This is a genomic window from Selenomonas sp. oral taxon 137 str. F0430 (assembly GCF_000183625.1).
In the GTDB taxonomy this organism is placed as follows: domain Bacteria; phylum Bacillota; class Negativicutes; order Selenomonadales; family Selenomonadaceae; genus Centipeda; species Centipeda artemidis.
The window spans coordinates 24,293-47,948 of sequence record NZ_AENV01000001.1; the positions used below are offsets into that span (position 1 = coordinate 24,293).

26 protein-coding genes and 1 tRNA gene are annotated in these 23,656 nt (G+C 55.3%); 14 read left to right on the forward strand and 13 right to left on the reverse strand.

The features are described from left to right. Nucleotide 1 precedes the first annotated feature (1 nt). From HMPREF9162_RS00135 to rpmH, 4 genes are all read right to left on the reverse strand, one after another. Nucleotides 2–679, reverse strand: coding sequence for a YidC/Oxa1 family membrane protein insertase (locus HMPREF9162_RS00135; RefSeq protein ID WP_009437982.1), 678 nt, complete (start codon nucleotides 677–679; stop codon nucleotides 2–4). A gap of 534 nt (nucleotides 680–1,213) precedes the next feature. After that, nucleotides 1,214–1,432: a membrane protein insertion efficiency factor YidD gene (yidD, locus tag HMPREF9162_RS00140; RefSeq protein WP_009350865.1), complete on the reverse strand. Its 219-nt coding sequence runs from the start codon at nucleotides 1,430–1,432 to the stop codon at nucleotides 1,214–1,216. Then, entirely contained in the window at nucleotides 1,429–1,821 is a 393-nt protein-coding gene (rnpA, locus tag HMPREF9162_RS00145) for a ribonuclease P protein component (RefSeq protein WP_009752473.1), read from the reverse strand. Before rnpA ends, yidD begins: the two co-directional genes overlap by 4 nt. Before the next feature lie 84 nt (nucleotides 1,822–1,905). Beyond that, nucleotides 1,906–2,040 (reverse strand): 50S ribosomal protein L34, encoded by a 135-nt coding sequence (gene rpmH / locus HMPREF9162_RS11790; protein WP_009350867.1) that lies wholly within the window; start codon nucleotides 2,038–2,040, stop codon nucleotides 1,906–1,908. A gap of 428 nt (nucleotides 2,041–2,468) precedes the next feature. Here rpmH and dnaA point away from each other — a divergent pair, with 428 nt between their 5' ends. From dnaA to gyrB, 6 genes are all read left to right on the forward strand, one after another. Then, nucleotides 2,469–3,932, forward strand: a complete 1,464-nt coding sequence (dnaA, locus tag HMPREF9162_RS00150; protein WP_009752478.1) for a chromosomal replication initiator protein DnaA — start codon at nucleotides 2,469–2,471, stop codon at nucleotides 3,930–3,932. Nucleotides 3,933–4,558: 626 nt separating this feature from the next. Next, nucleotides 4,559–5,701, forward strand: coding sequence for a DNA polymerase III subunit beta (gene dnaN, locus HMPREF9162_RS00155; protein WP_009658851.1), 1,143 nt, complete (start codon nucleotides 4,559–4,561; stop codon nucleotides 5,699–5,701). A 12-nt stretch (nucleotides 5,702–5,713) separates the two neighbouring features. Beyond that, nucleotides 5,714–5,929, forward strand: a complete 216-nt coding sequence (locus HMPREF9162_RS00160; protein WP_009752484.1) for an RNA-binding S4 domain-containing protein — start codon at nucleotides 5,714–5,716, stop codon at nucleotides 5,927–5,929. A 2-nt stretch (nucleotides 5,930–5,931) separates the two neighbouring features. Next, a complete protein-coding gene (gene recF / locus HMPREF9162_RS00165) occupies nucleotides 5,932–7,053 on the forward strand; it encodes a DNA replication/repair protein RecF (RefSeq protein WP_009752477.1) in 1,122 nt (373 codons plus the stop codon). Nucleotides 7,054–7,138: 85 nt separating this feature from the next. Beyond that, nucleotides 7,139–8,041: a DUF721 domain-containing protein gene (locus HMPREF9162_RS00170; protein WP_009437990.1), complete on the forward strand. Its 903-nt coding sequence runs from the start codon at nucleotides 7,139–7,141 to the stop codon at nucleotides 8,039–8,041. Nucleotides 8,042–8,320: 279 nt separating this feature from the next. Further along, nucleotides 8,321–10,375: a DNA topoisomerase (ATP-hydrolyzing) subunit B gene (gene gyrB, locus HMPREF9162_RS00175; protein WP_009752472.1), complete on the forward strand. Its 2,055-nt coding sequence runs from the start codon at nucleotides 8,321–8,323 to the stop codon at nucleotides 10,373–10,375. Between the two features lie 502 nt (nucleotides 10,376–10,877). On the opposite strand, the gene HMPREF9162_RS00185 is transcribed toward gyrB, so the two are convergent. Further along, the gene (locus tag HMPREF9162_RS00185) at nucleotides 10,878–11,612 is read right to left on the reverse strand and encodes an NAD-dependent protein deacylase (RefSeq protein WP_009437970.1); all 735 of its coding nucleotides are present in this window, start codon (nucleotides 11,610–11,612) and stop codon (nucleotides 10,878–10,880) included. Nucleotides 11,613–11,789: 177 nt separating this feature from the next. On the opposite strand from HMPREF9162_RS00185, the gene HMPREF9162_RS00190 reads away from it, so the two are divergent. The 4 genes from HMPREF9162_RS00190 to HMPREF9162_RS00205 all read left to right on the forward strand — a co-directional run bounded on the left by HMPREF9162_RS00190 (nucleotide 11,790) and on the right by HMPREF9162_RS00205 (nucleotide 14,478). Further along, entirely contained in the window at nucleotides 11,790–12,449 is a 660-nt protein-coding gene (locus HMPREF9162_RS00190) for a hypothetical protein (RefSeq protein ID WP_009752486.1), read from the forward strand. A 223-nt stretch (nucleotides 12,450–12,672) separates the two neighbouring features. Beyond that, the gene (locus HMPREF9162_RS00195) at nucleotides 12,673–13,233 is read left to right on the forward strand and encodes a sigma-70 family RNA polymerase sigma factor (RefSeq protein ID WP_009437993.1); all 561 of its coding nucleotides are present in this window, start codon (nucleotides 12,673–12,675) and stop codon (nucleotides 13,231–13,233) included. Nucleotides 13,234–13,283: 50 nt separating this feature from the next. Beyond that, nucleotides 13,284–13,508, forward strand: coding sequence for a type II toxin-antitoxin system RelB/DinJ family antitoxin (locus HMPREF9162_RS00200; RefSeq protein WP_009350879.1), 225 nt, complete (start codon nucleotides 13,284–13,286; stop codon nucleotides 13,506–13,508). Between the two features lie 199 nt (nucleotides 13,509–13,707). Next, on the forward strand, nucleotides 13,708–14,478 hold the full coding sequence (locus HMPREF9162_RS00205) for a class I SAM-dependent methyltransferase (RefSeq protein WP_009437967.1): 771 nt from the start codon (nucleotides 13,708–13,710) through the stop codon (nucleotides 14,476–14,478). Nucleotides 14,479–14,690: 212 nt separating this feature from the next. Here HMPREF9162_RS00205 and HMPREF9162_RS00210 read toward each other — a convergent pair whose 3' ends face one another. The 4 genes from HMPREF9162_RS00210 to HMPREF9162_RS00225 form a co-directional block, all read right to left on the reverse strand. Further along, complete coding sequence (locus tag HMPREF9162_RS00210) at nucleotides 14,691–15,773, reverse strand: AI-2E family transporter (protein WP_254655331.1); 1,083 nt, start codon at nucleotides 15,771–15,773, stop codon at nucleotides 14,691–14,693. 197 nt (nucleotides 15,774–15,970) lie between these two features. Next, nucleotides 15,971–16,420, reverse strand: a complete 450-nt coding sequence (locus tag HMPREF9162_RS00215; RefSeq protein ID WP_009437994.1) for a metal-dependent hydrolase — start codon at nucleotides 16,418–16,420, stop codon at nucleotides 15,971–15,973. 4 nt (nucleotides 16,421–16,424) lie between these two features. Then, on the reverse strand, nucleotides 16,425–16,874 hold the full coding sequence (locus HMPREF9162_RS00220) for an Rrf2 family transcriptional regulator (protein ID WP_009752479.1): 450 nt from the start codon (nucleotides 16,872–16,874) through the stop codon (nucleotides 16,425–16,427). A gap of 95 nt (nucleotides 16,875–16,969) precedes the next feature. Then, nucleotides 16,970–17,512: a hypothetical protein gene (locus HMPREF9162_RS00225; RefSeq protein ID WP_037349978.1), complete on the reverse strand. Its 543-nt coding sequence runs from the start codon at nucleotides 17,510–17,512 to the stop codon at nucleotides 16,970–16,972. A gap of 217 nt (nucleotides 17,513–17,729) precedes the next feature. On the opposite strand from HMPREF9162_RS00225, the gene HMPREF9162_RS00230 reads away from it, so the two are divergent. Both HMPREF9162_RS00230 and HMPREF9162_RS00235 read left to right on the forward strand, forming a co-directional pair. After that, entirely contained in the window at nucleotides 17,730–17,945 is a 216-nt protein-coding gene (locus HMPREF9162_RS00230) for a DUF1659 domain-containing protein (protein WP_009437973.1), read from the forward strand. A gap of 35 nt (nucleotides 17,946–17,980) precedes the next feature. Continuing rightward, nucleotides 17,981–18,196: a DUF2922 domain-containing protein gene (locus HMPREF9162_RS00235; protein WP_009658806.1), complete on the forward strand. Its 216-nt coding sequence runs from the start codon at nucleotides 17,981–17,983 to the stop codon at nucleotides 18,194–18,196. Nucleotides 18,197–18,331: 135 nt separating this feature from the next. On the opposite strand, the gene HMPREF9162_RS00240 is transcribed toward HMPREF9162_RS00235, so the two are convergent. The 3 genes from HMPREF9162_RS00240 to HMPREF9162_RS00250 all read right to left on the reverse strand — a co-directional run bounded on the left by HMPREF9162_RS00240 (nucleotide 18,332) and on the right by HMPREF9162_RS00250 (nucleotide 21,410). Beyond that, nucleotides 18,332–19,264: a DUF3829 domain-containing protein gene (locus HMPREF9162_RS00240; protein WP_009752476.1), complete on the reverse strand. Its 933-nt coding sequence runs from the start codon at nucleotides 19,262–19,264 to the stop codon at nucleotides 18,332–18,334. 136 nt (nucleotides 19,265–19,400) lie between these two features. Continuing rightward, on the reverse strand, nucleotides 19,401–20,384 hold the full coding sequence (locus HMPREF9162_RS00245) for a hypothetical protein (RefSeq protein WP_009752488.1): 984 nt from the start codon (nucleotides 20,382–20,384) through the stop codon (nucleotides 19,401–19,403). A gap of 3 nt (nucleotides 20,385–20,387) precedes the next feature. Continuing rightward, nucleotides 20,388–21,410 carry a hypothetical protein gene (locus tag HMPREF9162_RS00250; protein ID WP_009752475.1) on the reverse strand — a complete coding sequence of 341 codons (1,023 nt, stop codon included), beginning with the start codon at nucleotides 21,408–21,410 and terminating at the stop codon, nucleotides 20,388–20,390. 193 nt (nucleotides 21,411–21,603) lie between these two features. On the opposite strand from HMPREF9162_RS00250, the gene HMPREF9162_RS00255 reads away from it, so the two are divergent. Beyond that, nucleotides 21,604–21,679, forward strand: a tRNA-Thr gene (locus tag HMPREF9162_RS00255). A 287-nt stretch (nucleotides 21,680–21,966) separates the two neighbouring features. Here HMPREF9162_RS00255 and HMPREF9162_RS00260 read toward each other — a convergent pair. Continuing rightward, the gene (locus HMPREF9162_RS00260) at nucleotides 21,967–22,971 is read right to left on the reverse strand and encodes an IS30 family transposase (RefSeq protein WP_371067608.1); all 1,005 of its coding nucleotides are present in this window, start codon (nucleotides 22,969–22,971) and stop codon (nucleotides 21,967–21,969) included. Nucleotides 22,972–23,044: 73 nt separating this feature from the next. Here HMPREF9162_RS00260 and HMPREF9162_RS00265 point away from each other — a divergent pair. Then, on the forward strand, nucleotides 23,045–23,656 hold a 612-nt coding region (locus HMPREF9162_RS00265; protein ID WP_009437969.1), incomplete at its 3' end, for an IS256 family transposase.

Sequence of the window (23,656 nt, forward strand, 5' to 3'; positions counted from 1 at the left end):
GTTATGCTGCCTCCTTGGGGACGGTTTTTTCGTCACCCCGGTACATCCACCACTGCTGCGCGATTTGGACGATGTTCATGGTGACCCAGTAGAGGACGAGTCCTGCGGGGAAGTTCAGACTGATCCAGCCGATGAAGAGCGGCATGACGGTCATCATGATTTTCATCTGCGGATTCATCTCGGTGCTCGTCATTTTCTGCTGGAGGAATGTGGTCAATGCGGAGAGGACGGGCAGGATGTAAAGGGGATCCGGCGCGGATAGGTGCGGGATCCAGAGGAACGCTTCGGCGGCTTCGCTCGGGTAGGCGAAGTTAAAGAGTGCGTAGTACATGCCCATGAGGATCGGCATTTGGACGAGGAGCGGGAGACAGCCGGCGAGCGGGTTGACGCCTGCCTGACGGAAGAGTTCGCCGGTCTTTTGCTGGAGCATCCGCGGGTCGTTTTTATACTTTTCCTGGATTTTTTTCATCTTCGGCTGGATTTCCTGCATCGCCTTCATGGATTTGACCTGCTTGACGGTGAGGGGGTAGGTGACCAGTTTGATGAGGATGGTGAGCAGGATGATGGGGAAGCCGTAGCTCTCGAGTCCGGCGGCGCCGGTAACGGTGTAAAATGCGCCGAGGATCATCTGAAGCAAGTGGATGATCGGCGCGAACAGGCTGCTGAAAAATTCGATCAAGGATTGTTCCTCCTCTATGCGCGCGGTTTTTGTTGCGCATATGCAATACTGTGAATATTCTGCGGTTTTATTTGTTTTTTGAAACTATGGGGTATGATTTTTGGATTCGAGATGAATTGTATCTTTAGTTCGCGGGCACATTCTTGTCGCTGCGCAAACGGCGTGCGATGCGAAAAACATTAGGGCAGCGCAGGGTTGACGCGCGGCTCAGGGTATCTTTCTCACCGCGTTACAAACGGCACGCACAATCGGAACATGGTGTGAGACGTGCGCCATATTAAAGAATACGATCCCCATTTCACCGGCTGATGATTATACGATGCGCCGTCATAGCGGACAGGAGGGCGCGTATCACGTGCAGGTTTTTCCCACGATGTAATTACGCCAAAATCCCGCGTCACGTTTCACACCGTATAGCAAGTGAGGCGTCAGCTTTGATGCACAGCTAGGAATAACGAGAATGCGAGCGACGGCGTAGTAAAAAAGCTACTCCTAGCGAAGCATTCGATGTTATGACAACGCTGTGCGCAAAGATCACGTCTCACGCCTTACGGGATCGTAGCCGCCCTCATGCCACGGATGACACCTGAGTATCCTCCGCACCGCCATCCATCCGCCGCGCCGCGCGCCGTACCGCTCAATCGCCTCCATCGCGTACGCGGAGCAGGTGGGTTGATACCTGCACATGGGCGGGAGGAATGGCGAGATGCAGCTGCGGTAAAACCGAATGACAAAGAGAAGAATCCGCTTCATGAATGCCCCTCCCGGCGCGGCGCATGTCCCGCAGGAATGAGAATCTTTGCACGGCGCGCGAGTTTCTTCAAATCTGCAGCGGCATCCTGCATTTTATGGTCGGCAAGCCCTGCGCGTCCGATGAGCAGGATGCCGACATCGGGGCGCAGTTCGTACTGCATGAGACGGTATGCTTCGCGCATAAGACGCTTTGTGCGGCTGCGCACGGGTGCAGATCCCAATTTTTTCCCCGCAGCAAAGCCGACTTTGCCCGCAACGCGCGCATCGCGCAGGATATAGAGGATTATATACCGCCCCGGGAAGGCGGTTCCTTTATGATAGACGTTTTGAAAATCGCTGCGCCGCTTGATCATCTGCGCGCGCGAGAGCGTATATCTCTGCTTGTTCATGATTCATAAAAAAGAGGTCACCCGCGGTGACCTCCTGCTTTCAGTCCGGCGCCGTCTCGCGTGATTCGATCGGTGCCAAACACATTACGCCGAGAGTTTCTTTCTTCCGCGCCGACGCCTTCTCTGTAGTACGAGGCGGCCGCCTTTCGTTTTCATGCGCTCACGGAATCCATGTGTCTTTTTTCTCCAACGGTTATTCGGCTGATACGTTCTCTTCACCTCATCGTCACCTCCTTTACCGCTGCATTGATTGCAGCTTTTCAAATCTATGATTTCACTTCGGTCATTATAGACGAAGAAAAGCCGCGCTGTCAAGGCGCGCGGGGTGTATTTTGCTATGTTTTTTTCGTCAAAGAGTCAAAAGCCAATATTGATAAGTCCATTACTTTTTGCTAAAATATTCCTGTCAAAGTGCGTGGGGTCTATTTTTGTGTGCTTTTTGTCAAACGAGCCGAAACTGCTATTGATAAGCTTGTTATTTTTGCTGAAATATCCCCACTCCATTGTTGAAAACCTGTGCAAAAATCGTGCATAATTTTTCACATACTTGCATTTTCTTATAGTTCGCACCGATGAACTTATCAACAACTGTGAATAATCCTGTTGATAAACAGGTACCAAAAAATTTTTTGAAGGGATTCGATTGCATGTCGGAAGAAAAGCATCCCCAAATTACCGCTCTATGGCGGCAGATTTTAGAAAAGACGGATGGTATCCTGCCGCAGGAAGCAGTGACGAAGTGGCTTCCGCGGATCGTTCCCATCACGCAAAACGGCAGCGAGCTGGTACTTGCCGTGCCGGATGCATTTACAAAACAGTTCATCGAACAGCGCTATCTCGTTCTGCTCAGCGACGCGGCACATGCCGCGCTCGATGCCGCCTACACGTTCCGCCTCGTTGTGGATCCCTCCACAGCACCGAAATCCCCTGCACCACGGGAACATGCGAGCAGTTCTTTGGACGGTGCGGGCACGACGGCAGATGAGATTGCTTCCTACGGCAGTTCTTCGCCTGCACAGGGCGCACTCACGCTCACGCCGCCCGTACCGGATGCCGGAACTTCTCACGCAGCGGCGCCGGACGATGCAACAACGCTGAATCCGAAATATACCTTTGATGCATTCGTCACAGGACGATCAAATCAGTTTTCCTATGCCATGGCAAAATCCGTCGCAGAGGCACCGGGACTGCCTTCCAACAATCCGCTCTTCATTTACGGCGGTGTGGGGCTCGGCAAAACACATTTGATGCACGCGGTCGGTCATAAGATCCTCGCAGATCATCCCGATAAGCGCGTGCTCTATATCGCCAGCATGGATTTCACGAACGAATTCATCAGTGCCATCGGCAAAAAAAATACGGATGAGTTCCGTGAAAAATATTATGCTATTGACGTATTGCTCATCGACGATATTCAATTCTTCTCCGGACAGCTGCAAACACAGGCGGAGTTTTTCCAAATGTTCAACAAGCTGCGCGACAGCGGGCGCCAGATCATTATGACCTGCGATCGCCAGCCGCAGGAAGTCAAGGGACTTGAGGATCGTCTCATATCGCGGTTTTCCGGCGGCGTCGTCGTGGATATTCAGCCCCCGGAGTTCGAAACACGCATGGCAATTCTTCAAAAAAAGGCACAGTCGGAGGAAATCGACATTCCCGGCGATGTGATGACCTATATCGCGAGCCGCGTGGACAGCAATATCCGTGAACTCGAAGGCGCGCTCACGCGTCTCATCAAATACGCGTCAACCATGCGCCTGCCGATCGACGAGTCGACATGCGTGGCGGCGCTCGGAAATTATCTGCGCGGAGAGACGGGGCGGCGGATCACAATGGAAGTCATTGAGAGCATGGTCTGCACCCATTTCAAGATAAAGAGCGAAGATATCCGCTCAACCAAGCGCAGCAACGATATTGCATTTCCGCGGCAGGTGGCGATGTATCTCTGCCATGAGCTGACGGATGTATCGTGGCCGACGATCGGCGGATTCTTTAACCGCGATCATTCGACGGTGATCCACGCACATAAAAAGATTCAAAGCCTTGTGAGCGAAGATGCGGCGACGGATGCGCTGATAAAGAGTCTGACCGTCCAGATCCGCGGCATTTAGGCGTGAATCGGGATCTTTGCGCCTAGCGTCGTCATTTTTGGCAAACGCTTCGTCGACGTAGGCTTTTGACTACGCCTTCCTCACGTTCGCCGCAATTCCTAGCTATGCATCAAAGCTTCCGATTCACTCAGGTATCGTTTTTATCGAATTTTTACGCCTAGCGTCGTTATTCGTCGAATCCTTCGCTCGACGTAGGTTGCACACTACGCCTTCGCTTGGATTCTCCTCATACCTAGCTATGCATCCAAGCTGACACATCTCTTAGTTTTTCGGTATAACGCGGGGGTTTTTACGCATCGCTGTGCCATGTATTCGGACATTGAGGTTGACAACGGTAATCTAAGACCAAACTCCCTGTGCATATCTATGTGAATTTTCCCCCTCATATCATGTGGACGTACTGTGCATAACTCAACATCTGCTGCCGATCTGTCTAAACTGTGGATAACCGCACAACTATTCTCCACAATTTTTCCACAATCAAGATCAAGCAATTACGATACACACAACCACATTTCAACAAATCCACAGCCCCTACTACTACGGCTACTATATTTATTTTATACAAGTGACCATAGAAAAACGGCACGCCCTTCGGCGCGCTTCCTCCGCAGAAAGGACACCATATGAACATCACGCTCGGCAAAAGCGACCTCCTCACCGCTCTTCAAATTGTCAGCAAAGGACTCTCGACGAAGCCGCAAACACCCATCCTCTCAGGAATCTATCTCTCTGCAAAGGACGGTCAGCTTGAACTTCAGTCTACAAACTACGAGATCGGATTCATCCTCACCATCCCCGCAGAGGTCAAAACGCCGGGCGCAGCAATTCTTCCCGGAAAATATCTCACAGAGTTCACACGAAAGCTCCCGGCCGACGAGGTATCTATCGACTGTATCAGCGAAGACGGTCTTGGCGTAATCACATCAGGAAACGCACGCTTTACACTGCGCCAAATGGAAGTCGATGACTTCCCAAAATTACAGCGTATGGACGGAACACTGCGGTTCACTATCAAAGACCGTGTACTTGCACATCTTGTCAAGAAGTCTGCATTTGCCTGCATGAAGGAAGAACAGCGCGACCGCCGTCCCGTATTTACCGGCTGTCAGCTCGAAGTCGAGGGAAGAGAGATCACGCTTGCGGCGACGAACGTACATCGTCTTGCTGTAAAAAGCGAGCACATCGAATCGGATGCAGGGCAGATTCGCGTCGTCATTCCTGCGAAATTCCTTGAAGAAGTAACGCGCACCATCACGAGTGAAGTTCCGACGGACATCGAGATTGTCTGCTCCTACAACCAAATCAGCATGTCGGCAGAGGGCATCTATATGACCTCACGACTCATTGAGGGCAGTTTCCCCGATTATCACCGCGTCATTCCAAGAGACGAAAACATTCGTACAAAGGTCACGATGAATGCCGGAGATTTTGCCGCTGCTGTTGAGCGCGCATCACTTATATCGCGCACGGATCAATATAACATTGTGAAACTTGAATTTGAGGATAACCTTCTTCATATCACATCGAACAGCCCCGATGTTGGACGTGCCGAGGAGACCATTGAAGCCGAAGTTGAAGGCGATCCTGCGGTCATCGCATTCAACGCCTCCTATCTGCTTGACGCGATGAAATCGCTCGACAGCGATATCTGTATCCTCTCTTTGCAGGCACCAAACGAGCAGGGGCAGAACCTCTCGCCGATCACCATTCGTGAGGAGGCGGATAAGGATTATATATACGTTGTAACGCCTGTAAGAACACGATGAGGATACATTGACGTGATGGATATAGAGATTCATACGGCGTACATCCAGCTTGATCAGTTTTTGAAACTTGCGGGAGAAGTGCCGAGCGGCGGCATGGTCAAAGAGCTGATTGCAGCGGGGCGCATCAAACGCAACGGCGCTGTTGAGACAGCGCGCCGGCGTAAACTTGTGCCGGGAGATATTGTTGCAATAGAGGGCGGCGGGATCTACCGTGTCACTGCTTTGTAATTATGCGGATCACACGACTCGAGCTTCACTCTTATCGTAATTATGAAATCCTGGATCTCCGGTTTGATCCCGGTGTTCAGATTTTTCTCGGCGCAAACGCGCAGGGCAAGACAAATATCATCGAGGCGCTTTACTACGCTTCGTTTGGACGCTCCCATCGCACGACGAGCGATGCGGAGCTCATTCGTATGGGGGAGAGCGCGGGGCGGATTGATCTCTCATTTCTGCGTCATGATGTTCCGGGAGAGCTATCATTTACATTTGAGCGTGGGCACAGGCGGCGTATTCTGCGTGCGGGAGAGCCGCTGCGTCAGCGTGAGCTTGTAGGTCTTCTCCCTATGGTGCTCTTTTCCCCGGAGGATCTCTTCCTCGTTAAGGGCGCGCCTGCACTCCGTCGGCGCTACCTCGACGCTGAGCTCTCTCAGGCAAGCCCCGCGTACTATGGAGAGCTTCTGCGCTATACGCACATCCTGCGTCAGCGCGGCGCGATCCTAAAGGACATCCGCGAGCGTCTTGTCCCTGTCGATGCACTCGAGCCGTGGGACGTGCAGCTTGCACGGAGCGCAGCGCGTATCGTCACGCGTCGGATCGCGGCGGCGGAGCGTCTCGGCGCGCTCTCCGGGCGGGTTCAGGCGGTGCTCGCCGCGGGCGAAGAGCTGACGATCTCCTATGAGATCGCGCATGTGCCCGATGATTTGCCCGGGGAAAAAGACGGCATGGCAGATCGGCTCGAAGTGTGGTATAATAAAGCGTTATCTGAATTCCGTTTCCGCGATATTGCGCGCGGTTCGACGGGGGTGGGGCCGCATCTCGACGATCTCGTCCTCTCAGTCGGCGGCATGAGTCTTCGGAGTTACGGATCACAGGGGCAGCAGCGGACGGGTGCGCTCGCGCTGAAACTCGCGGAGCTCTTCTACCTGCGGGATAGTGTAGGCGAGGCACCGATTCTGCTGCTCGACGATGTGATGAGTGAGCTTGACGCCGACCGCCGCGCTGCACTCCTCTCCTTCATCCGCAGTGAGCACATCCAGACGTTTATTACAGCTACGGATGCGGCGTATTTCCCGGAAGAACAAATGGGGACGGTGCGGTATGTACGCAATGGAATTGTAGAAGATCGATAGACGTATCATCGTTTTTGAAGGCGGCGGCGAACCGGTGTGTTATCGACGCCGCAGTGAAAATAAATGAACAAGGAGGTGTCATGCGATGCGAACCACACTCGGCACTGCCGGTGCGGATGCGGACGTACGCGCCGCGCTTCGGCGGCTCGGCGCGAAATTTGAACGCAATTATATTGTCCATACAACGCTGGGGCATTGGCATGACATCATGGGGGAGATGGTCGCACGCCGCGTGCACGCCGTCTATGTGAAGGACGGCAAACTTTTCCTCTATGCGCCCGATGCCGTTTGGAAAAACGAAATGCGCATGAGCGCGCCCGAGATCGTGCAGCGTGTCAACAACTACGCAGGCGGCCGCATGGTGCGGGAGATCGCCTTTACCCGCCGCGCGCGCGCCGAGATCCCGGACGAGGAGGGCGCGGACACAGAGACCCCTGCGGCATACGCGCGCGCCCTGAAGAAAACGGGACTGAACGATGCGGAGATCGCGCGCGGTGCATCCATCGCAGACGCCGCAGAGGATGCGGAGCTGGGCAAACGCATCCGGCGCGCCTATCAGGTATCGCGCAAGGCGCGCCGCCTGAAGGAAAGCCGCGGCTATACACCGTGTCCCTCGTGCGGTCGCCTCATCGAAGGAACGCATTGTCACGACTGCGCGCGCGCGCAGCAGCGCGAACTGCGGCGCGCCGTGCGCCGTGTTCTACGTGCACAACCATGGGCAAAGCTCGCGGATGTTGTCAGAGAGGTTCCCGCTTGCGATGCGCTCCTTCTCGGCAGTGAGCGTGCCGATCTTGTCCGTGAGATCGCAAACACGACCGAGTACAAAGATCAAACGAGTGACAACGCCTATATGATCACGATGCTTCACCGCAGTATCCCGCGCGATCAGGTCACAACGAAACATATTCGATTGACATTTTGGGAGTTGCGCAACGAACTTGTGACGACCAAGGAATTTTGGGAAGAGATGAAGAAGCGCAAGGTGTGAGACGTGATCTTTGCGCACAGCGTTGTCATAACATCGAATGCTTCGCTTGACGTAGGTCTTAAACTACGCCTGCGCTCGCATTTTTGTTATTCCTAGCTGTGCATCAAAGCTGACGCCTCACTTAAGTTGCGGCGTGAGGGAGACGTGACGCGGGATTTTCGCGCCTAGCGTCGTTATTCGTCGAACGCTTCGCAGGAGTAGGTTTTTACAATTCATACGCTCTCATATCCATATTTTTATAGATAAAAATCCCGTATTACGTCGTAAGGAGAGGAAATAATGGCAAAAAAAATATCCCCCGAAACGCAGGAAGAGCAGACCGAAGTCCGCCCGCTCACACCAGAGGAGATGAAGGAAGCCGCCGAGATGGCGGACGCTCCCGATCTGTCGGGGATTGCGATCTCCGCCGAGGAGATGGGCGCGGATGTCACTGCCGTTGACGCCGACTACGGCGCGGGGCAGATTCAAGTGCTCGAGGGACTCGAGGCAGTACGAAAACGCCCCGGTATGTACATTGGCTCTACATCGGAACGCGGACTACATCACCTTGTCTATGAGGTTGTCGACAACTCCATCGACGAAGCGCTCGCGGGCTACTGCGATACCGTAGCCGTGACCATCCACCGGGACAACAGCATCACCGTCGTCGACAACGGACGCGGCATCCCCGTTGACATGCACGAGAGCGGTATGCCCGCCGTTGAGGTCGTGCTCACCGTCCTGCACGCGGGCGGTAAATTCGGCGGCGACGGGTACAAGGTCTCCGGGGGTCTCCACGGTGTCGGCGTCTCCGTTGTTAACGCCCTCTCCTCCTCCATGGACGTACAGGTGCGCCGTGACGGACATATCTACGAGATCGCCTTTGCACGCGGTAATACGACCGAGAAGCTACATGAGGTCGGCACCTCCGAGACCACCGGCACCCGCGTTCACTTCGTCCCCGATCCCGAGATTTTCACTGTCACCACATACAGCTTTGAGACGCTGAAACACCGCCTGCGCGAGCTCGCGTTTCTCAACCACGGCATCACCATCACGCTCACCGACGAGCGCGGCGAGGAGCTGCGCAGCGAGACGTTCCACTTTGACGGCGGTATCCGCTCCTTTGTCTCCCACCTCAACCGCAAGAAGGAGACCATCAATGAGGAGCCGATCTACTTCAACGGCGTGAAGGACGACACCGTTGTCGAGATCGCCATGCAGTACAACGACAGCTACCAGGAGAACATCTACAGCTTCGTCAACAACATCAACACCGAGGAGGGCGGCACGCACCTCGCGGGCTTCAAGATCGCCCTCACGCGCGCGGCGAACGACTTTGCCCGCCGCCTCAGCGTGCTGAAGGAAAAGGACGGCAATCTCTCGGGTGAGGACGTGCGCGAGGGGCTCACCGCCGTCATCAGTCTGAAGGTGCGCGAGCCGCAGTTCGAGGGGCAGACCAAGACGAAACTCGGCAACTCCGAGGTGCGCGGCATCGTCGACTCCATCGTCACCGAGGGACTGACCGAGTATTTCGAGGAGAACCCGAATGTCACGAAAAAGGTGCTCGATAAGGCGCTCATGGCGTCCCGTGCCCGTGAGGCGGCGCGCAAGGCACGCGAGCTGACGCGCCGCAAGAACGCGCTCGAGGTCTCAAGCCTGCCCGGCAAGCTTGCCGACTGCTCCGTCAAAGATCCCGACCAATGCGAGATCTACATTGTCGAGGGCGACTCCGCGGGCGGTTCGGCGAAACAGGGACGCGACCGCCGCTTCCAAGCCATTTTGCCCCTGCGCGGCAAGATCCTCAACGTCGAGAAGGCGCGCCTTGATAAAATTTTTGCCAACGCCGAGATCCGCACGATGATCACCGCGTTCGGCACGGGCATCGGCGAGGAGTTCGACCTCAGCAAGCGCCGCTACAGCAAGATCATTATCATGACCGATGCGGACGTCGACGGCGCGCACATCCGCACGCTCCTGCTGACGTTCTTCTACCGCTACATGCGCCCGCTGGTCGACCACGGGCACGTCTACATCGCGCAGCCGCCGCTCTATCAGATTCGAAAGGACAAGAAGCATTTCTACACCTACACCGACGAGGAGCAGGCAAAGAAACTCGACGAAATCGGGCGCGACGGCGTGACCATCCAGCGGTACAAGGGTCTCGGCGAGATGAACCCCGAGCAGCTCTGGGAGACGACCATGAATCCTTCCGAGCGCACCATGCTGCGCGTCGCCGCCGAGGACGCCGAAGCCGCCGACGAGCTCTTCACCATCCTCATGGGGGATAAGGTCGAGCCGCGCCGCCAGTTCATCGAGGAGAATGCGCGGCTTGTGCGGAATCTTGATATTTGATATCGTCACGTTCCGTTTTTGTTGACTGAGCGCCCTGCAGGGCGCTTTTTGCATTCTATTAGAAAAATCCTTCATCAGAGAAGGATATTACAATAAACGCCCATGCGGCGGAAAGAGGTATGGGCATTTGGATCGTAGTACGATTTGTTTTAATGGCAGTACGATCCTTTGATTTTTGGTTTGAAATTATATTGTGTTACATATGTTCTTATGTTATACTGCATATAGGCACTGCTCACAACGGTAGGCGGTCATTCTTTGCCCCTTTCATTTTATTGAGAGGGGGTGATGATATGGATATTTATGAGATTTTTATCTTTATGATCCTGTTCATCGCCTTGATTCTCGCAATCAAGTTATAAAAAAGAAAAACCCGCCTCGAGCGTCCAATTCGTAGGCGGATAATTCTTCCGATTACAAGGGGCGACCGCATATCGGCAGTGCCTTTTGTATTTTTATTTTACCATTTCAATCATAATTCGTCAACAGGTTCATAGATCCGTTAAGATATGGGAAGTGCTTCGTGCAATACGTCGCCGATCGGTTCTCGAATCACCAGTTCCGCACGCCCGTCCGCGCGTGTCTCGGTACGGTTGATGAGAACGAGGTGCTGCCCGTGGAAATAATCGATCAGTCCTGCCGCAGGATAGACGATGAGGGAAGTGCCGCCGATGATGAGCGTGTCGGCAGCGCGGATTGCCGCAATAGAACCCTCGATCGTATCATTGTCGAGACTTTCCTCATAGAGGACAACATCCGGACGGACAATCCCGCCGCAGTCCGTGCAATACGGTACAGGACGATGATGCAGGATGAAGTCGAGCTCGTAATGCGCGCCGCAGTCCATGCAGTGCGCACGGCGAATGGAGCCGTGCAGCTCATAGACCGTCTTTGACCCTGCCGCCTCATGCAGACCGTCGATGTTCTGCGTCACAACGGCAGCGAGAATGCCGCGCCGCTCGAGCTCCGCGATCGCATAATGCCCCGGGTTCGGCTCAGCCGCGAGATACACGAAGCGTGATCGATAAAAATCAAAGAACTCCTCAGGATGCGCCATGAGAAACGAGTGCGACGCCATCTGTTCGGGCGTGTATTCCTTGTGCAGCGACTCGCTGTAGATGCCGCCCGCACTGCGGAAATCCGGAATGCCCGATTCCGTTGACATTCCTGCGCCCCCAAAGAAGACAGCGCGCCTGCTCGCGGTAAGAATGTCTCTGAGTTGTGCAATTTTATCCATGAGAACCTCCTTCCATTGATGCATGTGTCCAATTTAATTGTATCGATTCACCTACAGGAAATCAACTATTCTTTCGCATTGAGATCAAATTATTATTCTTGCAATTTTATAAGATAAATATGCTAATATTGCCGGGTATCATGGAGAAGCGGGATCCCGTCGAAAAGGAGAGATTCTATGCGGAAAAAACTGCTTTTGCTGCCCTTGTTTTTACTGCTTGCGTGTATGCTCTGCCTTCCTGCAGTGCGGGCGGATGCCTCCCGGATCCTTTCCAGTGTGACGACGGTGGATTATGCGCCTTTTTTGCTGCGGGACGGCGATATGCAGCCCATATATTTTGCGGATGCGCCGCCGCTGCGCTTCATCAAGCAGGGCAATGCGCTGCGCCTTTTGAACATAGAGGATGAGGAGCTGCTGCGCCTCGTTGCGGGTGATCGCAGGGGAAATGTCGATATCGATGCGGCGCGGCTTTACCCGTTTTACATTGTTGGGGTTCATACGGAGGATCCGTCTCTGCAGCTCTTCGTGGTTCAGGCGGGATACGGCGGATCGTTCAGTGTTCACGAAGGATTCTGGATCGTCGGCAAACGCGGCGATGCGTGGACGGTCTATGCCGCGCGGGACGATCTTTATCGCGCCGCGCCGGCGCTGCTGACGCCTGCCGATTGTATCGCATTTTGTGACAGGATCGACGATATGGAAAAATTGATTCTTACCATCCGTGCACCGCTGTATGAAGCTCCTTGGGAAACAATCAGAATCGGCGTCTTTTGGGATGCCGATCAAGAGATCCTACAACTCAAAGAGATGCCTGACGCGGAGGAAGGTGTCAAGTAAATGGATGCGGCTTCGCCGTTCGCAGCATTTCAAATCGTTCTCATATCGCGCTGATACGCGTTTTGCACCGAATCTTGGTGTCTGCTATACTCCTATCAAATAAAACATTTGTTTGAAAAGGAGTAGAAAAATGTATGATGAAGAGACATGAAGCATCCTTCGAGATCCTTATGAACGCCGCGCATATCAGCCGCTGACAAAGGCAGAGGAAGACAACCTCATTGTGCGTGCGGTGCGCGGGGAGGCGGCGGCATTGGCAGAGATTCTCGGGCGGTACCGCGGACTGATCGTCAATCAGTCGCGTGCGTCCTATCTCAGGAACACCGCGCTTGCACATGAGGCCGAGAGCATCGCCGAGCTTGCCTTTATCGAGGCGCTGCACGACTACGACTCGAAGCACGGCGCGCCCTTTGCGGGCTTTGTCAAAAGCCGCGTCCATATGGCGCTCTATGGTGCGTTCCGCCGCGAGCGCCGCCTGTGGGAGCGGGAAAGTCACCCGGAGCAGGATGAGGGCGGCAGGGACGCATGGGAGCGTATCGGCGGGATGAGCGATCCGAGCGTAAATGCGGATCGCCGCCTCCTCTTGCATGACATTCTCACGCGCGCCATGCATCGCCTGACCGAGCGGGAAAAGAAAATCCTATCGCTGCACTATTACGGCGATCTCACCCTGCGCCGCATTGCGGACGTTCTCGGCACATCTGCCGATGCTGTCAGCAAGGGCAAGGCAAATCTACTGCGAAAATTACGCGCGAATGCCGCTCTTCCTATTGCACCTGCATGAGAAATGTGCTATGCTATAGCCGGTAACGGGTGTATAAAGGAGCTGTTCACATGGCACAGACCGGCATCAGCATTCGCATGGATACAGAGCTCAAAAAGAATTTTGAGAGTTTTTGCGCCGCCGTTGGCATTAACATGTCCACTGCGCTCAATATGTTCGCGATCGCCTGCGTCCGGCAGCAGCGTATCCCTTTTGAGATCTCGGCACAGCGTGCCCTGCCTGGGGAGTCGCTTGATCTCTTTACAGAGACCACATGGAACACGGACGCCCACTGACAACATACGCGTGAAATGGGGGGGACCCGCCGCATACTGCCGCCTGAAAGGCAGCGTGCGGCGGTCTTTTTTGTGTTGTTTCATTAAAAAATCGTATTTTCCGCATATGTAACTTGAGCAACAGCAGCATATTCCAGGTTCGGCTATACTATGTCTATTAATGAAAACAACTTTCATTTACATAGAAGGAGTGATACCGATGCCGGAAGAGAAAAGACCCGAACCCGGACATGAGTTCCTCGCGCGGCTTGGCAAGACGCGTCTGCGCCCGGGGGGACGCGAGGCGACGGAGTGGCTGCTCAGTCATGTGGACTTTACCGCCGACACGCGCGTGCTCGAGGTTGCCTGCAACATGGGGACGACCATGGTTGCGCTCGCCGAACTCCACGGCTGCCGCATCACAGGGCTCGATATGAATCCAAAGGCGCTCGAGAAGGCGCGTGCAAATATCGAAAAACACGGGCTCCGGGACGTCATCGACGTTGTCGAGGGCAACGCGCTTGCACTGCCGTTCCCCGATGCCTCGTTCGACGTCGTCATCAACGAGGCAATGCTCACCATGCTTCCGCGCGAGAAGAAATCCGTCGCACTCGGCGAATATTTCCGCGTGCTGCGTCCGGGCGGCATTCTCCTCACGCATGACGTCGCCCTGCGCGCACGGGACGAGGAGCACGCGGCGGAGCTGCGCGCGGGGATCTCCCGTGCCATCGGCGTCAACGTCGATCCGCTGACAAAGGATATGTGGACAGGGCTGTTTGAAAAAGCAGGCTTTGCCCCCGAGGTGCAGACGGGCGACATGACGCTGCTCGATCCTGCCGGACTCGTGCGCGACGAGGGATTCGACGGTGCGATGAAGATCATCCGCAACGGGCTGCGCCTGGAGAACATCGACCGCTTCCGCAAGATGTTCAATTTCTTCTTCGACCACAATAAGGAGTTCTCCTACATTGCGGTTGCGAGCAAAAAATAAAATACCGCCCAAGTGACCGGGCGGAGATACAATGAGGAACTGAAAAATCGCCTGCAGTACCGGAGAAATCCGTACCGCAGGCGATTTTATTAATGGAATTGTTTTTGATAAAATAAATTACAATAAATAAATAAAAATATCGATAAATAATAAAAAAATATGGTATTAGAGGAATGGGAGATGCTTGACGATCGCTTTTACTGCTGATCATCCTACGGCATATGTTCCTTTTCCTTTAGGCGATTGCGCGTATACTCGCCGAGCAGCGTATAGACGGCGCTGAAGACGGGGACACCGAGCAGCATCCCGAGGACGCCGAAGAGTCCGCCGCCGACGATGATCGCAATGAAGCTCCATACTTCGGGCAGCCCGAGCGAGCGCCCCATGATCCGGGGATAGATGAAATTACTGTCGATCTGATGAAGGACAATGAGGAGGATGATGAAGATGAGCGCCTGTGTCGGTGATTCGACAAAGATGAAGACTGCGCCGATCGCGCCGCCGATGACACCGCCGACCATCGGTATCAGCCCGGTAAAGACGACGATAGCGGAGACCATCGCGGCATGTGAGATGCCGAACAGGATCATCCCGGTGAAGAGTCCCATCATAAAGATAAAGGAATCGAGCATTTGACCGCAGACGAACGCATAAAATTTTTGCCGGAAAACGCCGCCGATATGTGCGATGTGGTCGGCATTTTTTCGTGTGCAGAAGGCATAGAGCATTTGCCGCATCTGCCGCGTGAGCATTTCCTTTGCACCGAGGAAATAGATGCCGAGGATAATGCCGACGAACGTCTCGACCATCATTGTGACAAACTCTGCGGTCGTGTGGACGGCGCTGTAGACTGCTTCTGTCTGCCCGCTCGCGAGATATTCCTGCACGCGCTGCATCATTTGGTTCCAGTCCACAGACTCGAGTTCAACGACGTATTTTTGCAGCGTAGGAACGCCGCTGAGCGCCGCCGCGACCTCATGCAGCGCCTCCGGCAGTGCCGTTCCAAAACCGCGCAGTGTTTGAATGAATTGCGGAATAAAGGCGTTTGCGAAGAGAAAGAGCATGATGATGCCGCCCGTCAGTGAGAGCGCAATCGAAATGCTTCTTGCATGTGACCGCATTTGCCGATGCCGGCCGAGAATCTTCTCTAACGCCTCCTGCGGAATGCTCAGGACGAAGGCAAAGGCGACGCCCACAAAGATTGGATAGAACACTTGCAGGATAGAGCGCAGTACGAGGGCGGTCGCCTCATAGTGATTGACGGCTGCGGCGAATGCAATGGATAAGAGGAGCACGAGCAATAATTTGTTGAAAAATCGGCTGCTCTCCGGCAGTAAATTTTTTGTTCCATAGGATCCCCCTGTGTTGGCGTCTATATTACTGCCATTATAGCATAGCCGGCAAAGACGCAGTACGGACGATGGGGAAAAAATCCCCGCACAGATCGCGTCTGTGCGGGAATTTTTATATCATAATAAGGTTATTCATGCGCTTAGAGATCGCCGTGGAGAGTGGAGGCGGCATACACAAGCGCGATACACCCGAGCACAAAGAGATACTCGCGGAAGGAGCCGACGGTGAAGAGACGTACACCGATTTTTTGGGACGGCAGGAGGAACGGGACTTTGCCGCAGACGGCATCCTCGGCGATGTGCATGAGCGCGCCGAGCAGCATCCAGCGAAGGATGGAGAAAAAAGCGGCATCGTAGAAGAAATATCCCGATGTGTGCGATAGTATGCCGAGAAGGGCGATGTAGAGCATCGGCCAGTGCGACCATCCGCGGTGGCGGCTGCGCCACGACTTCCAGCCGACGGAGCCGGGCGTCCCCTCCACTTTGTCGGGGAAGACAGCGCCGACAGCTGCAGCCGCAGCAGGGAGCGGATCCTGCGTTGCCGCGTAGGCGACCACTCCGGAGAGCGTTATGTGGCTGATCCACTTCATTTGGTTACGCCTGCGCCGTGCGCTTTATCTCCTGCCGCGCATCCTCTGCGATGTCCGCGAGCGTCATCCCCTCCATGGTGCGCTCCATGGCGCGCTGGATGCCCGCAAGCCGGTTGTCGAGGACATCGTGGATGCTGCGTCCGACGGGGCAGGCGGGGTTCGGGTTCTCGTGGAAGCTGAACAGCGTGTCTCCCCCAAGGCTCTCGACCGCGTGAAAGACATCCGCGAGCGTGATCTCGGAGAGTGGGCGCACGAGGTATGCACCGCCTTCGCGCCCGCGCATGACGCGGATCAGACCCGCGCGGCGCAGCTGTCCGAGGATGCGGCGGATGACGACGGGATGCGCGCCGATGCTCCCCGAAAGGGACTCGCTGGTCTCGGTTTCCGTATCGCCAAAGACGTCAATACAGATGAGAATGTGCACGGCAATGGTAAATCGACTTGAAATCTGCATATTGTATCCTCCGGTGTTATGTATCGTTATCATACAATGGAGGTGAGAAAAATGCAAGCGTTTCCTGTCGTATTGGACGCGGCGCCGTACAGGATTCAATGCAGTGTGCCGGTACAGGCATATTCCTCTGCGACAGAGAGTCGGCGGCGCTCCGTGACGATCATCTTCCAGTGGACGCCGCGCGCTTCGTTCCGCATCTGTACGATGGTGGATGCCTGCCAAAGCGCGCGCACAACGTCGCCGCTGAGCAGCAGGATGTCCGCGCCTTGTTCCTTGCCCGGCGCGATCACATGGTCGTGTGAAATATTGATATACCCGAGCGTGCCGCGCCGCCCGTCCACGGGGCGCATCATCACGGGGATGAGGACGCAGCCGATGTCGATGGGCAGCGGGATGTTGCGCCGCCGTGCGAGTTGGCGCCCCGCGTTGCGGCGGATGAGCCGCAGATCCTTGTCTTCGCGCTCCGCCAAACAGGAGAGCACATATTCTGCCGCGGCGATGAGAGGAAAACTGCCGCCCGCGACGGGGTAGATGTGCGTTTGGTTTCCGCCGTCTGCACCCGTCACCGGAACGACTGCCAGAATGTCCGCCGCCGGGGGCAGGCACTGCATCAGTTTTTCTCTTTTGGAAAAATTCATATTCGGATCTCCTTTCTCCGGCTGCCGCGCACGATTGGCGAGATCATACTGCGGCGAGCACATGTATATTGGATCACCTGTTTCTTTCTGATTGATATTATATAGAAAATATGTTCTTATGTAAAGAAAATTTTTAACAACGACTCCTCTTTTTTTGAGCGCCGGCAGTTACACGGGTGTAAGGCTTACGAGAACGAAGAGAAAGGAGTTGATTTCCATGGCACGCAAGAATGCGACGAGCAGACTCACGCTGAAGGTTGCAACGGGCGTTGACGCGACGGGCAAGAACACCTACGCGAACCGCTCAATCGGCAACATCGCGCCTGCGCTGACCGACGAGGATGCACTCGCCATCGGCAAGGGCTTCGCGGGGCTGCAAAAGCACGGTCTCGGAACCGTAACGCGCACGGATTCGGCAGTCCTCGAGGGTTGACCGAACAATGAATGAGAAGAAAGGAGGAACGCACGATGGAAACGAAGAAGCTGCGCATGACGCTCGGACTCACGAGCGGCAAGACCATTACGATGAGCCTTGCCGACCCGAAGGACGATCTCACGAAGGCGGAGGTCACGAGCTGTCTCCAGAACGTCATTGACAAGAAGGCGATCGTCTCCGGCACGGCATATCCGGTCTCTATTAAGGAGATCGAGGTGCAGACCGTTGAGACGCAGGCGCTCGCCTAATCCAAAAAGCGCTTCGGCGCATAGAGAGAACCCCGGCGGTAAGCATCGCCGGGGTTTTTACTGTGCAAAAAAGACGACCGCACTGCGCCGAATGCAGTGCGGTCGTCTCTTTTGGATTTTGTTTTCGCAGGTGTGTTACTTCTTCCCACCGTCGAGTTCGTTCAGGTCGACGCGGTTGGAGGTGTTCACAGTGTCGTTGAAGTCGTCGATGACCTCATTGCTCTTTTCCTTGCCTGCAAGGTAGCTGCGGAACGTACCGATGAAGGTATTGACGTCACGCTTGTACGACTTGGTCTCGCTCGTATCGGGGAGCTGTCCGACGAGGTTCGTGATCTCGCCGATCTTTGCCTCCGCCGCCGCCTGATCAACCGGTTCATGGTCGAGCATATCGACGAGGTCGCGCACCTTCATGGTTGCTTCGATGAAGTTCGCGGCGTTGGGTTTGCCGTCTTTGCGCATCTGCTCGAGCTGTGCGGTACGCAGTTCCTTGTGGTGGACGGAAACGGCGTCGTCGAGTTTTTGATAGGCGGCTTCGAACTTGTCATAGAGCGGGAGATACTGGGCGATCATTTCCGTGCCGCCTTTGTAGCCGTCCGTCATATAGGTCTTGGCTGAGTAGTAGTTGTCCATCTTTTGCGCGAGCGGAGCGAGGTCTTTCAGTACGGCGATGACGCCGTCGGCGGCTTCGTCGACGTCCTTGAAGACACCGTCGGTTGATTTGTCCGCACGTGCCTTCTCAAGTGCCTCGAGCAGCCGGTCAAAGCTCGGTACGGAGATATTATCCACCTGCTCGCCGCTGCGCATCCTCTGAAGGCTCGGATCATAGCTGAAGGCGAAGGTGACAGCGCTGTCGTTGTAGCTGTTCGTTGCCTCGACATAGGGCGCGAGCGCCGCCGTCTTGCTCTCCACGGAGTCGCCCGCGAGCATGGATGTGACGCCGGAGACCGCAGAGTCGGCCTTCTCGGCGGAGTTCCCGCCAAGACAGCCGGTCATTAGAAGGGGAGGAGCGCAGAGAATTCCTAGGGTGGCGAGAACGGAGAGGGCACGACGCATCGAATGCTGAGACATGAAGATCCTCCTTCAATCGTACAGTGAAGCATTTGGCCGGCAGAGAGTCCGACCCATTGATCATAAAAAAATGATAAACTTAGTATACTATGATAAAAACATTTGTGTCAAATTCAGGACATATGACCCGTATGGACTAGCCAATTCCTACTATAGCGCCGAGACCGCGGAAGATGCCGCCGATCACATTGCCGATGATATTGGCGCCGCCGTGTTTTTTGACGCGCTTTTCGACGCGTTCAAGCTGCGTGGCGAGTTCTGTATCCGTTTTGTCGGAGGCTTCCCATGCGCGCCGGAGGAATTTGGCGGCCCATTTGTATTTCTTGTGACGTTCGCAGATGAGTCCGTAGTACTGATCGCCGCGCCACAGGGGATAGACCGTACTCTCTTGTGTGATCTCGTCCGCGGCGGCAAAACTGCGCACGGCATTCTCGTCGTCGCCCAGCTCGTAGTACGCGCGCCCGCGCAGGACGTGCGCATAGGCGAGCGCGTCGCCCGTGACGCGCGGATCGCCGATGAGCCGCGAGATCTCTTGTACCGCTGCGGCGGATTCGCCCGCATCGATCAGACGCTGCGTCTCGTCGAAGATGTCGCTGTAGGGCACGGCGTCCTCGAGCCGCGATCCGCGCGCGGCGTCAGCGGCGTTCTTTGCGACCTGCTCGCGCAGGCGCATCGCACTGTTCTGTGCGCGGAGCGCATCGCGCTCCTGCTCGAGACGCGCGATTTCCTCCTTTTTATGCGCGAGGGACTCGACGTCCACCGCGTCTGTGTCCACGGTACAGGTGAGACGGACGCGGTACTGCCATGTCTTGCCGTCGACGATCTCGGGAATGGCTTCCTCCCGGAGAACCTTCAGAATACTGCCCGCAACAACGCGTACCTCGTCCTTGGTGAGGGTGAGGTTTTTCGCCTCGGTATAACTCTCTACGTAGACGCCCGCCTGCTCGGTCGCCGCGCGCAGCGCCTCTTTGCGTGCGGTATCGCGGGCGTCTTTGGGCGCGTCGGTGTCACCGACGATACAGGTACCCTCGGCGGTGATGGTCTGCGGCGCGGCAGATGCGGGGCTGCTGCAAAAGGATGCCAGCGTCAGGCAAAGCAGAAAGAGCAGTCGCTTGCCCATGATTTACTCCCCCTGCGATTGCTGCATCGATCCCCGGATGATCTCGGTGATGACCTGCGTCCAGTTGATGCCGCGCCGCGCGCCGCCGTCGCCGCGCTCCATATGGCGGCGCTCCTGATCCGCACGCTGTTCGGCACGCCGCAGGTTCATCCAGAGTTCGTCGTCCGTCTTGTCCGAGGCGTCCCACGCCAGACGCAGCTCTGCGGCGGCATCGTCATAGCGTTCTTTCTCGTAATAGATGCGCCCGCGGTATTGATGGAGGCGCCAGATGGGATAGAGGTCGTCCGTATGCGGGGTGCGGTCCGCGGAGGAAAAGTCCGCGAGGGCGAGATCGTCGCTGTGCAGTTCGTAGTAGGCGCGTCCGCGCAGATAGTAGGCGTATGCGCGCGGGCTGCCCGTGACGCGCGGATCGTCGATGAGATGCGAGAGTTCCCCGATCGCACGGCGTTCCTCGCCGCGCTGGATCATCGCCGCCGCCTCGTCAAAGACGCGCCCGAGCGTGTAGCTCTCCTCGAGCTGGACACCGATCGCCGCTTTCTCCGTCCCCTGCGCGCGTTCGTAGCGGGCGAGGAGGTCGTCGTTCTGCTGTTTCAGCGCATCGCGCTCCTTCTGGAGACGCGCGATCTCCGCCTTATTTGACGCGAGCGATGCGAGATCGACCTTTGCCGTGTCCACCTCGCAGACGAGGTGCACGCTGTAGCGCCATGCGTCGCCGATGAGTTCCGGCGTTGCTTTCTCCTGTAAAACGCGCAGAACTGTGCCCGCGACCATGCGCACCTCATCCTTTGTGAGTGTGAGGTTCTGCGTCTCCGTATAGCTCTCGACGTAGACGCCTGCCTGTTCGGTGGCGGAGCGCATCGCCTCCTGCCGTGCCGCGTCGCGCGCGATCTTCGGCGAGTCGTTGTCGCCCATCGTGTATACGCCGTTCGCCTCGATGATCTTCGCCGCGGCGCCTGCCGGGCAGGGCAGGGGCAGACAGAGGACAAAGAAGACGGCGATGACAGCGCCGCATAGTTTTTGTATCATTATATCGTTCACTCCCGGGGTATGGGGCGCAAAGCCCCGCTCTCTATTCATTACAAGCGTATTCTTTCAAATGTTCATTAAACCGCGTTGAAAAATGCATTAGGGAGACGTTGAATTTTCGGCGGATGTATCGAAAAATATTGATGCGCAGGGTTGACAGCATGGGGGTTTTTGGATATACTTACTTAGCAATGCTGATTTAGCTCAGTTGGTAGAGCAGCTCATTCGTAATGAGCAGGTCGTAGGTTCAAGTCCTATAATCAGCTCCATTTGAAGCGAATAAAAGGCTCCCGAGGATGTCGGGAGTCTTTTTCTGTATATAGGCGTGATGCGGGATTTTCGCGCCTAGCGTCGTCATTTTCGTCAAACGCTTCGTCGACGTAGGATTCATCTACGCCTTCCTCGCGTTCGTCTCAATTCCTAGCTATGCATCGAAACTACCGCATCACTTAGGCTGCGGCAGGGTGGGCTTTTCGCGCTTAGCGTCGTTATTTCTTCGCAATCAATAATTATTTTTTAACCGTGAATTGCAAGAGCAAGTTGAACAGTGATTTAATTAAGAAACATTTTCAATAGCGTATACTTCATCCAAGAAGGTGTTAAACAGTTCTGCTGGTGTTTGATAGTCGAGCACTCGACGAGGGCGGCTGTTTATCTCATCCGCTATGTTTAGGATGTCCTCGTCACTGTATCCGTCGATGCCCGTTCCTTTGGGGATATATTGGCGGAGGATGCCGTTGTGACGCTCGTTCTGCGGGCGTTCCCATGAGCTGTAGGGGGGAGCGAAGTACACCTTCGTGCCGAGGCTCTCAAGCTGCGTGAACGTCTCGCACTCTGTCCCGTTGTCAACGGTAATCGTCTTGAACACTTGGCTGAAACGGTCCTCTCCATATTCCGATTTCAAATGGGCGATGGCTTCTTCAATGCCGGCGCACGTGCGACCCGAGATGCGGATTGCGATGTAGTCGTGCGTCACCTTTTCCACAGCGGTAAATACGGCTGCGCCGCGCCCTTTTCGCGATCCGACAACGGTGTCGGCTTCCCAGTGTCCGATTTCCGTGCCTTCGTCCACAAGGGCAGGACGCTCCTGTATGCTACGCCCTTTCAGGCGCTTGTTCTTGCGGTTTGGCTTGCGCTTGCACTTTCGTCCGAGCGCTTGCGGGACATCGAACAGCGTCAGCGGAATCCTACCCGCCCACAGCATATTGTAAAGCGTCTTGGTGCATGGGATACCATCCTCGTCGAACCGTTTGTTCGCCCTAGCATCCCCGACGCACATGTCGCTCGACCACTTGTTCTTACGGATTCTTTCGGTCATCCAACGCAGGAATGGGGCACAGCCTGCGCTGTCAAGCTTATACGGTCGTTTGGAGTTCTTTCGATGTTCGAGGTAAGCCCGTTGCCCACGCCTTGCCGTATATTGTGGAGACCGCCCGCGAGCAGCTTGGCGTTCGGGTGTCCCCCGCTTAAGCTCATAGTGGATCGCCGTGTGCGAGCATCCAACCCGTGCGGCTATGGCGCGAAGGGAGAATCCTTCGCGGTGAAGCGGGGAGTGTATAATAAACTGTGTAAGTAGGAAGACAGCTTAGGAACACTCCCGGTGAGGGGAAGTCAAAAACTAAGGAGGAACCCTTATGTCAAAGAGGCTCCCACGGCGCGGTGCAACGCTCGCTAAGGCAATTATCGAAGAGTATCAGCCCAAGAGTGTAGAAGACATGCAAAACGCCCTCAAAGAAATCTTCGGTCCCATGTTTGAAGCCATGCTCAACGGCGAGATGGAAAACCATCTCGGTTACATGAGCAACGAGCGCAGCGAAAAGGATACAGCAAATCGCCGCAACGGATATACCCCCAAAGTCCTCAAAACCTCAGCAGGCGAGGTTCCCATCAGCGTCCCAAGAGACCGTGACGGCTCTTTTACACCGCAAATCGTTCCCAAAAGACAGACGGACGTTTCGTCCATTGAAGGAAAAGTCCTCGCGATGTATGCCAGAGGAATGAGTCAGCGAGACATCTCCTCCACCATCGATGACATCTATGGCTTTATGCTCAGTGCTGAGCAAATCTCGCATATTACAGACAGTGTGCTTGACGAGCTGCATGAATGGCAAAATCGACCGCTCAAGGCATTTTATCCATTTGTCTTCGTTGACTGTATCTATGTTTCAATGCGCGGTGACAAAGGCGTATCTGATCAAGCGGTATATGTGATCCTCGGATATGATCTGAAAGGCAAGAAAGACGTT

Bases quoted from the DNA above. Each gene is read 5' to 3' on its own strand.
- HMPREF9162_RS00170 (WP_009437990.1), top strand. From the start codon at position 7,139: ATGCGAACCACACTCGGCACTGCCGGTGCGGATGCGGACGTACGCGCC.
- rnpA (WP_009752473.1), bottom strand. From the start codon at position 1,821: ATGAACAAGCAGAGATATACGCTCTCGCGCGCGCAGATGATCAAGCGG.
- HMPREF9162_RS00240 (WP_009752476.1), bottom strand. From the start codon at position 19,264: ATGTCTCAGCATTCGATGCGTCGTGCCCTCTCCGTTCTCGCCACCCTA.
- HMPREF9162_RS00230 (WP_009437973.1), top strand. From the start codon at position 17,730: ATGGCACGCAAGAATGCGACGAGCAGACTCACGCTGAAGGTTGCAACG.
- HMPREF9162_RS00225 (WP_037349978.1), bottom strand. From the start codon at position 17,512: ATGAATTTTTCCAAAAGAGAAAAACTGATGCAGTGCCTGCCCCCGGCG.
- recF (WP_009752477.1), top strand. From the start codon at position 5,932: ATGCGGATCACACGACTCGAGCTTCACTCTTATCGTAATTATGAAATC.
- HMPREF9162_RS00220 (WP_009752479.1), bottom strand. From the start codon at position 16,874: ATGCAGATTTCAAGTCGATTTACCATTGCCGTGCACATTCTCATCTGT.
- HMPREF9162_RS00205 (WP_009437967.1), top strand. From the start codon at position 13,708: ATGCCGGAAGAGAAAAGACCCGAACCCGGACATGAGTTCCTCGCGCGG.
- HMPREF9162_RS00245 (WP_009752488.1), bottom strand. From the start codon at position 20,384: ATGGGCAAGCGACTGCTCTTTCTGCTTTGCCTGACGCTGGCATCCTTT.
- dnaN (WP_009658851.1), top strand. From the start codon at position 4,559: ATGAACATCACGCTCGGCAAAAGCGACCTCCTCACCGCTCTTCAAATT.
- HMPREF9162_RS00250 (WP_009752475.1), bottom strand. From the start codon at position 21,410: ATGATACAAAAACTATGCGGCGCTGTCATCGCCGTCTTCTTTGTCCTC.
- HMPREF9162_RS00200 (WP_009350879.1), top strand. From the start codon at position 13,284: ATGGCACAGACCGGCATCAGCATTCGCATGGATACAGAGCTCAAAAAG.
- HMPREF9162_RS00235 (WP_009658806.1), top strand. From the start codon at position 17,981: ATGGAAACGAAGAAGCTGCGCATGACGCTCGGACTCACGAGCGGCAAG.
- HMPREF9162_RS00215 (WP_009437994.1), bottom strand. From the start codon at position 16,420: ATGAAGTGGATCAGCCACATAACGCTCTCCGGAGTGGTCGCCTACGCG.
- dnaA (WP_009752478.1), top strand. From the start codon at position 2,469: ATGTCGGAAGAAAAGCATCCCCAAATTACCGCTCTATGGCGGCAGATT.
- yidD (WP_009350865.1), bottom strand. From the start codon at position 1,432: ATGAAGCGGATTCTTCTCTTTGTCATTCGGTTTTACCGCAGCTGCATC.
- gyrB (WP_009752472.1), top strand. From the start codon at position 8,321: ATGGCAAAAAAAATATCCCCCGAAACGCAGGAAGAGCAGACCGAAGTC.
- HMPREF9162_RS00190 (WP_009752486.1), top strand. From the start codon at position 11,790: ATGCGGAAAAAACTGCTTTTGCTGCCCTTGTTTTTACTGCTTGCGTGT.
- HMPREF9162_RS00185 (WP_009437970.1), bottom strand. From the start codon at position 11,612: ATGGATAAAATTGCACAACTCAGAGACATTCTTACCGCGAGCAGGCGC.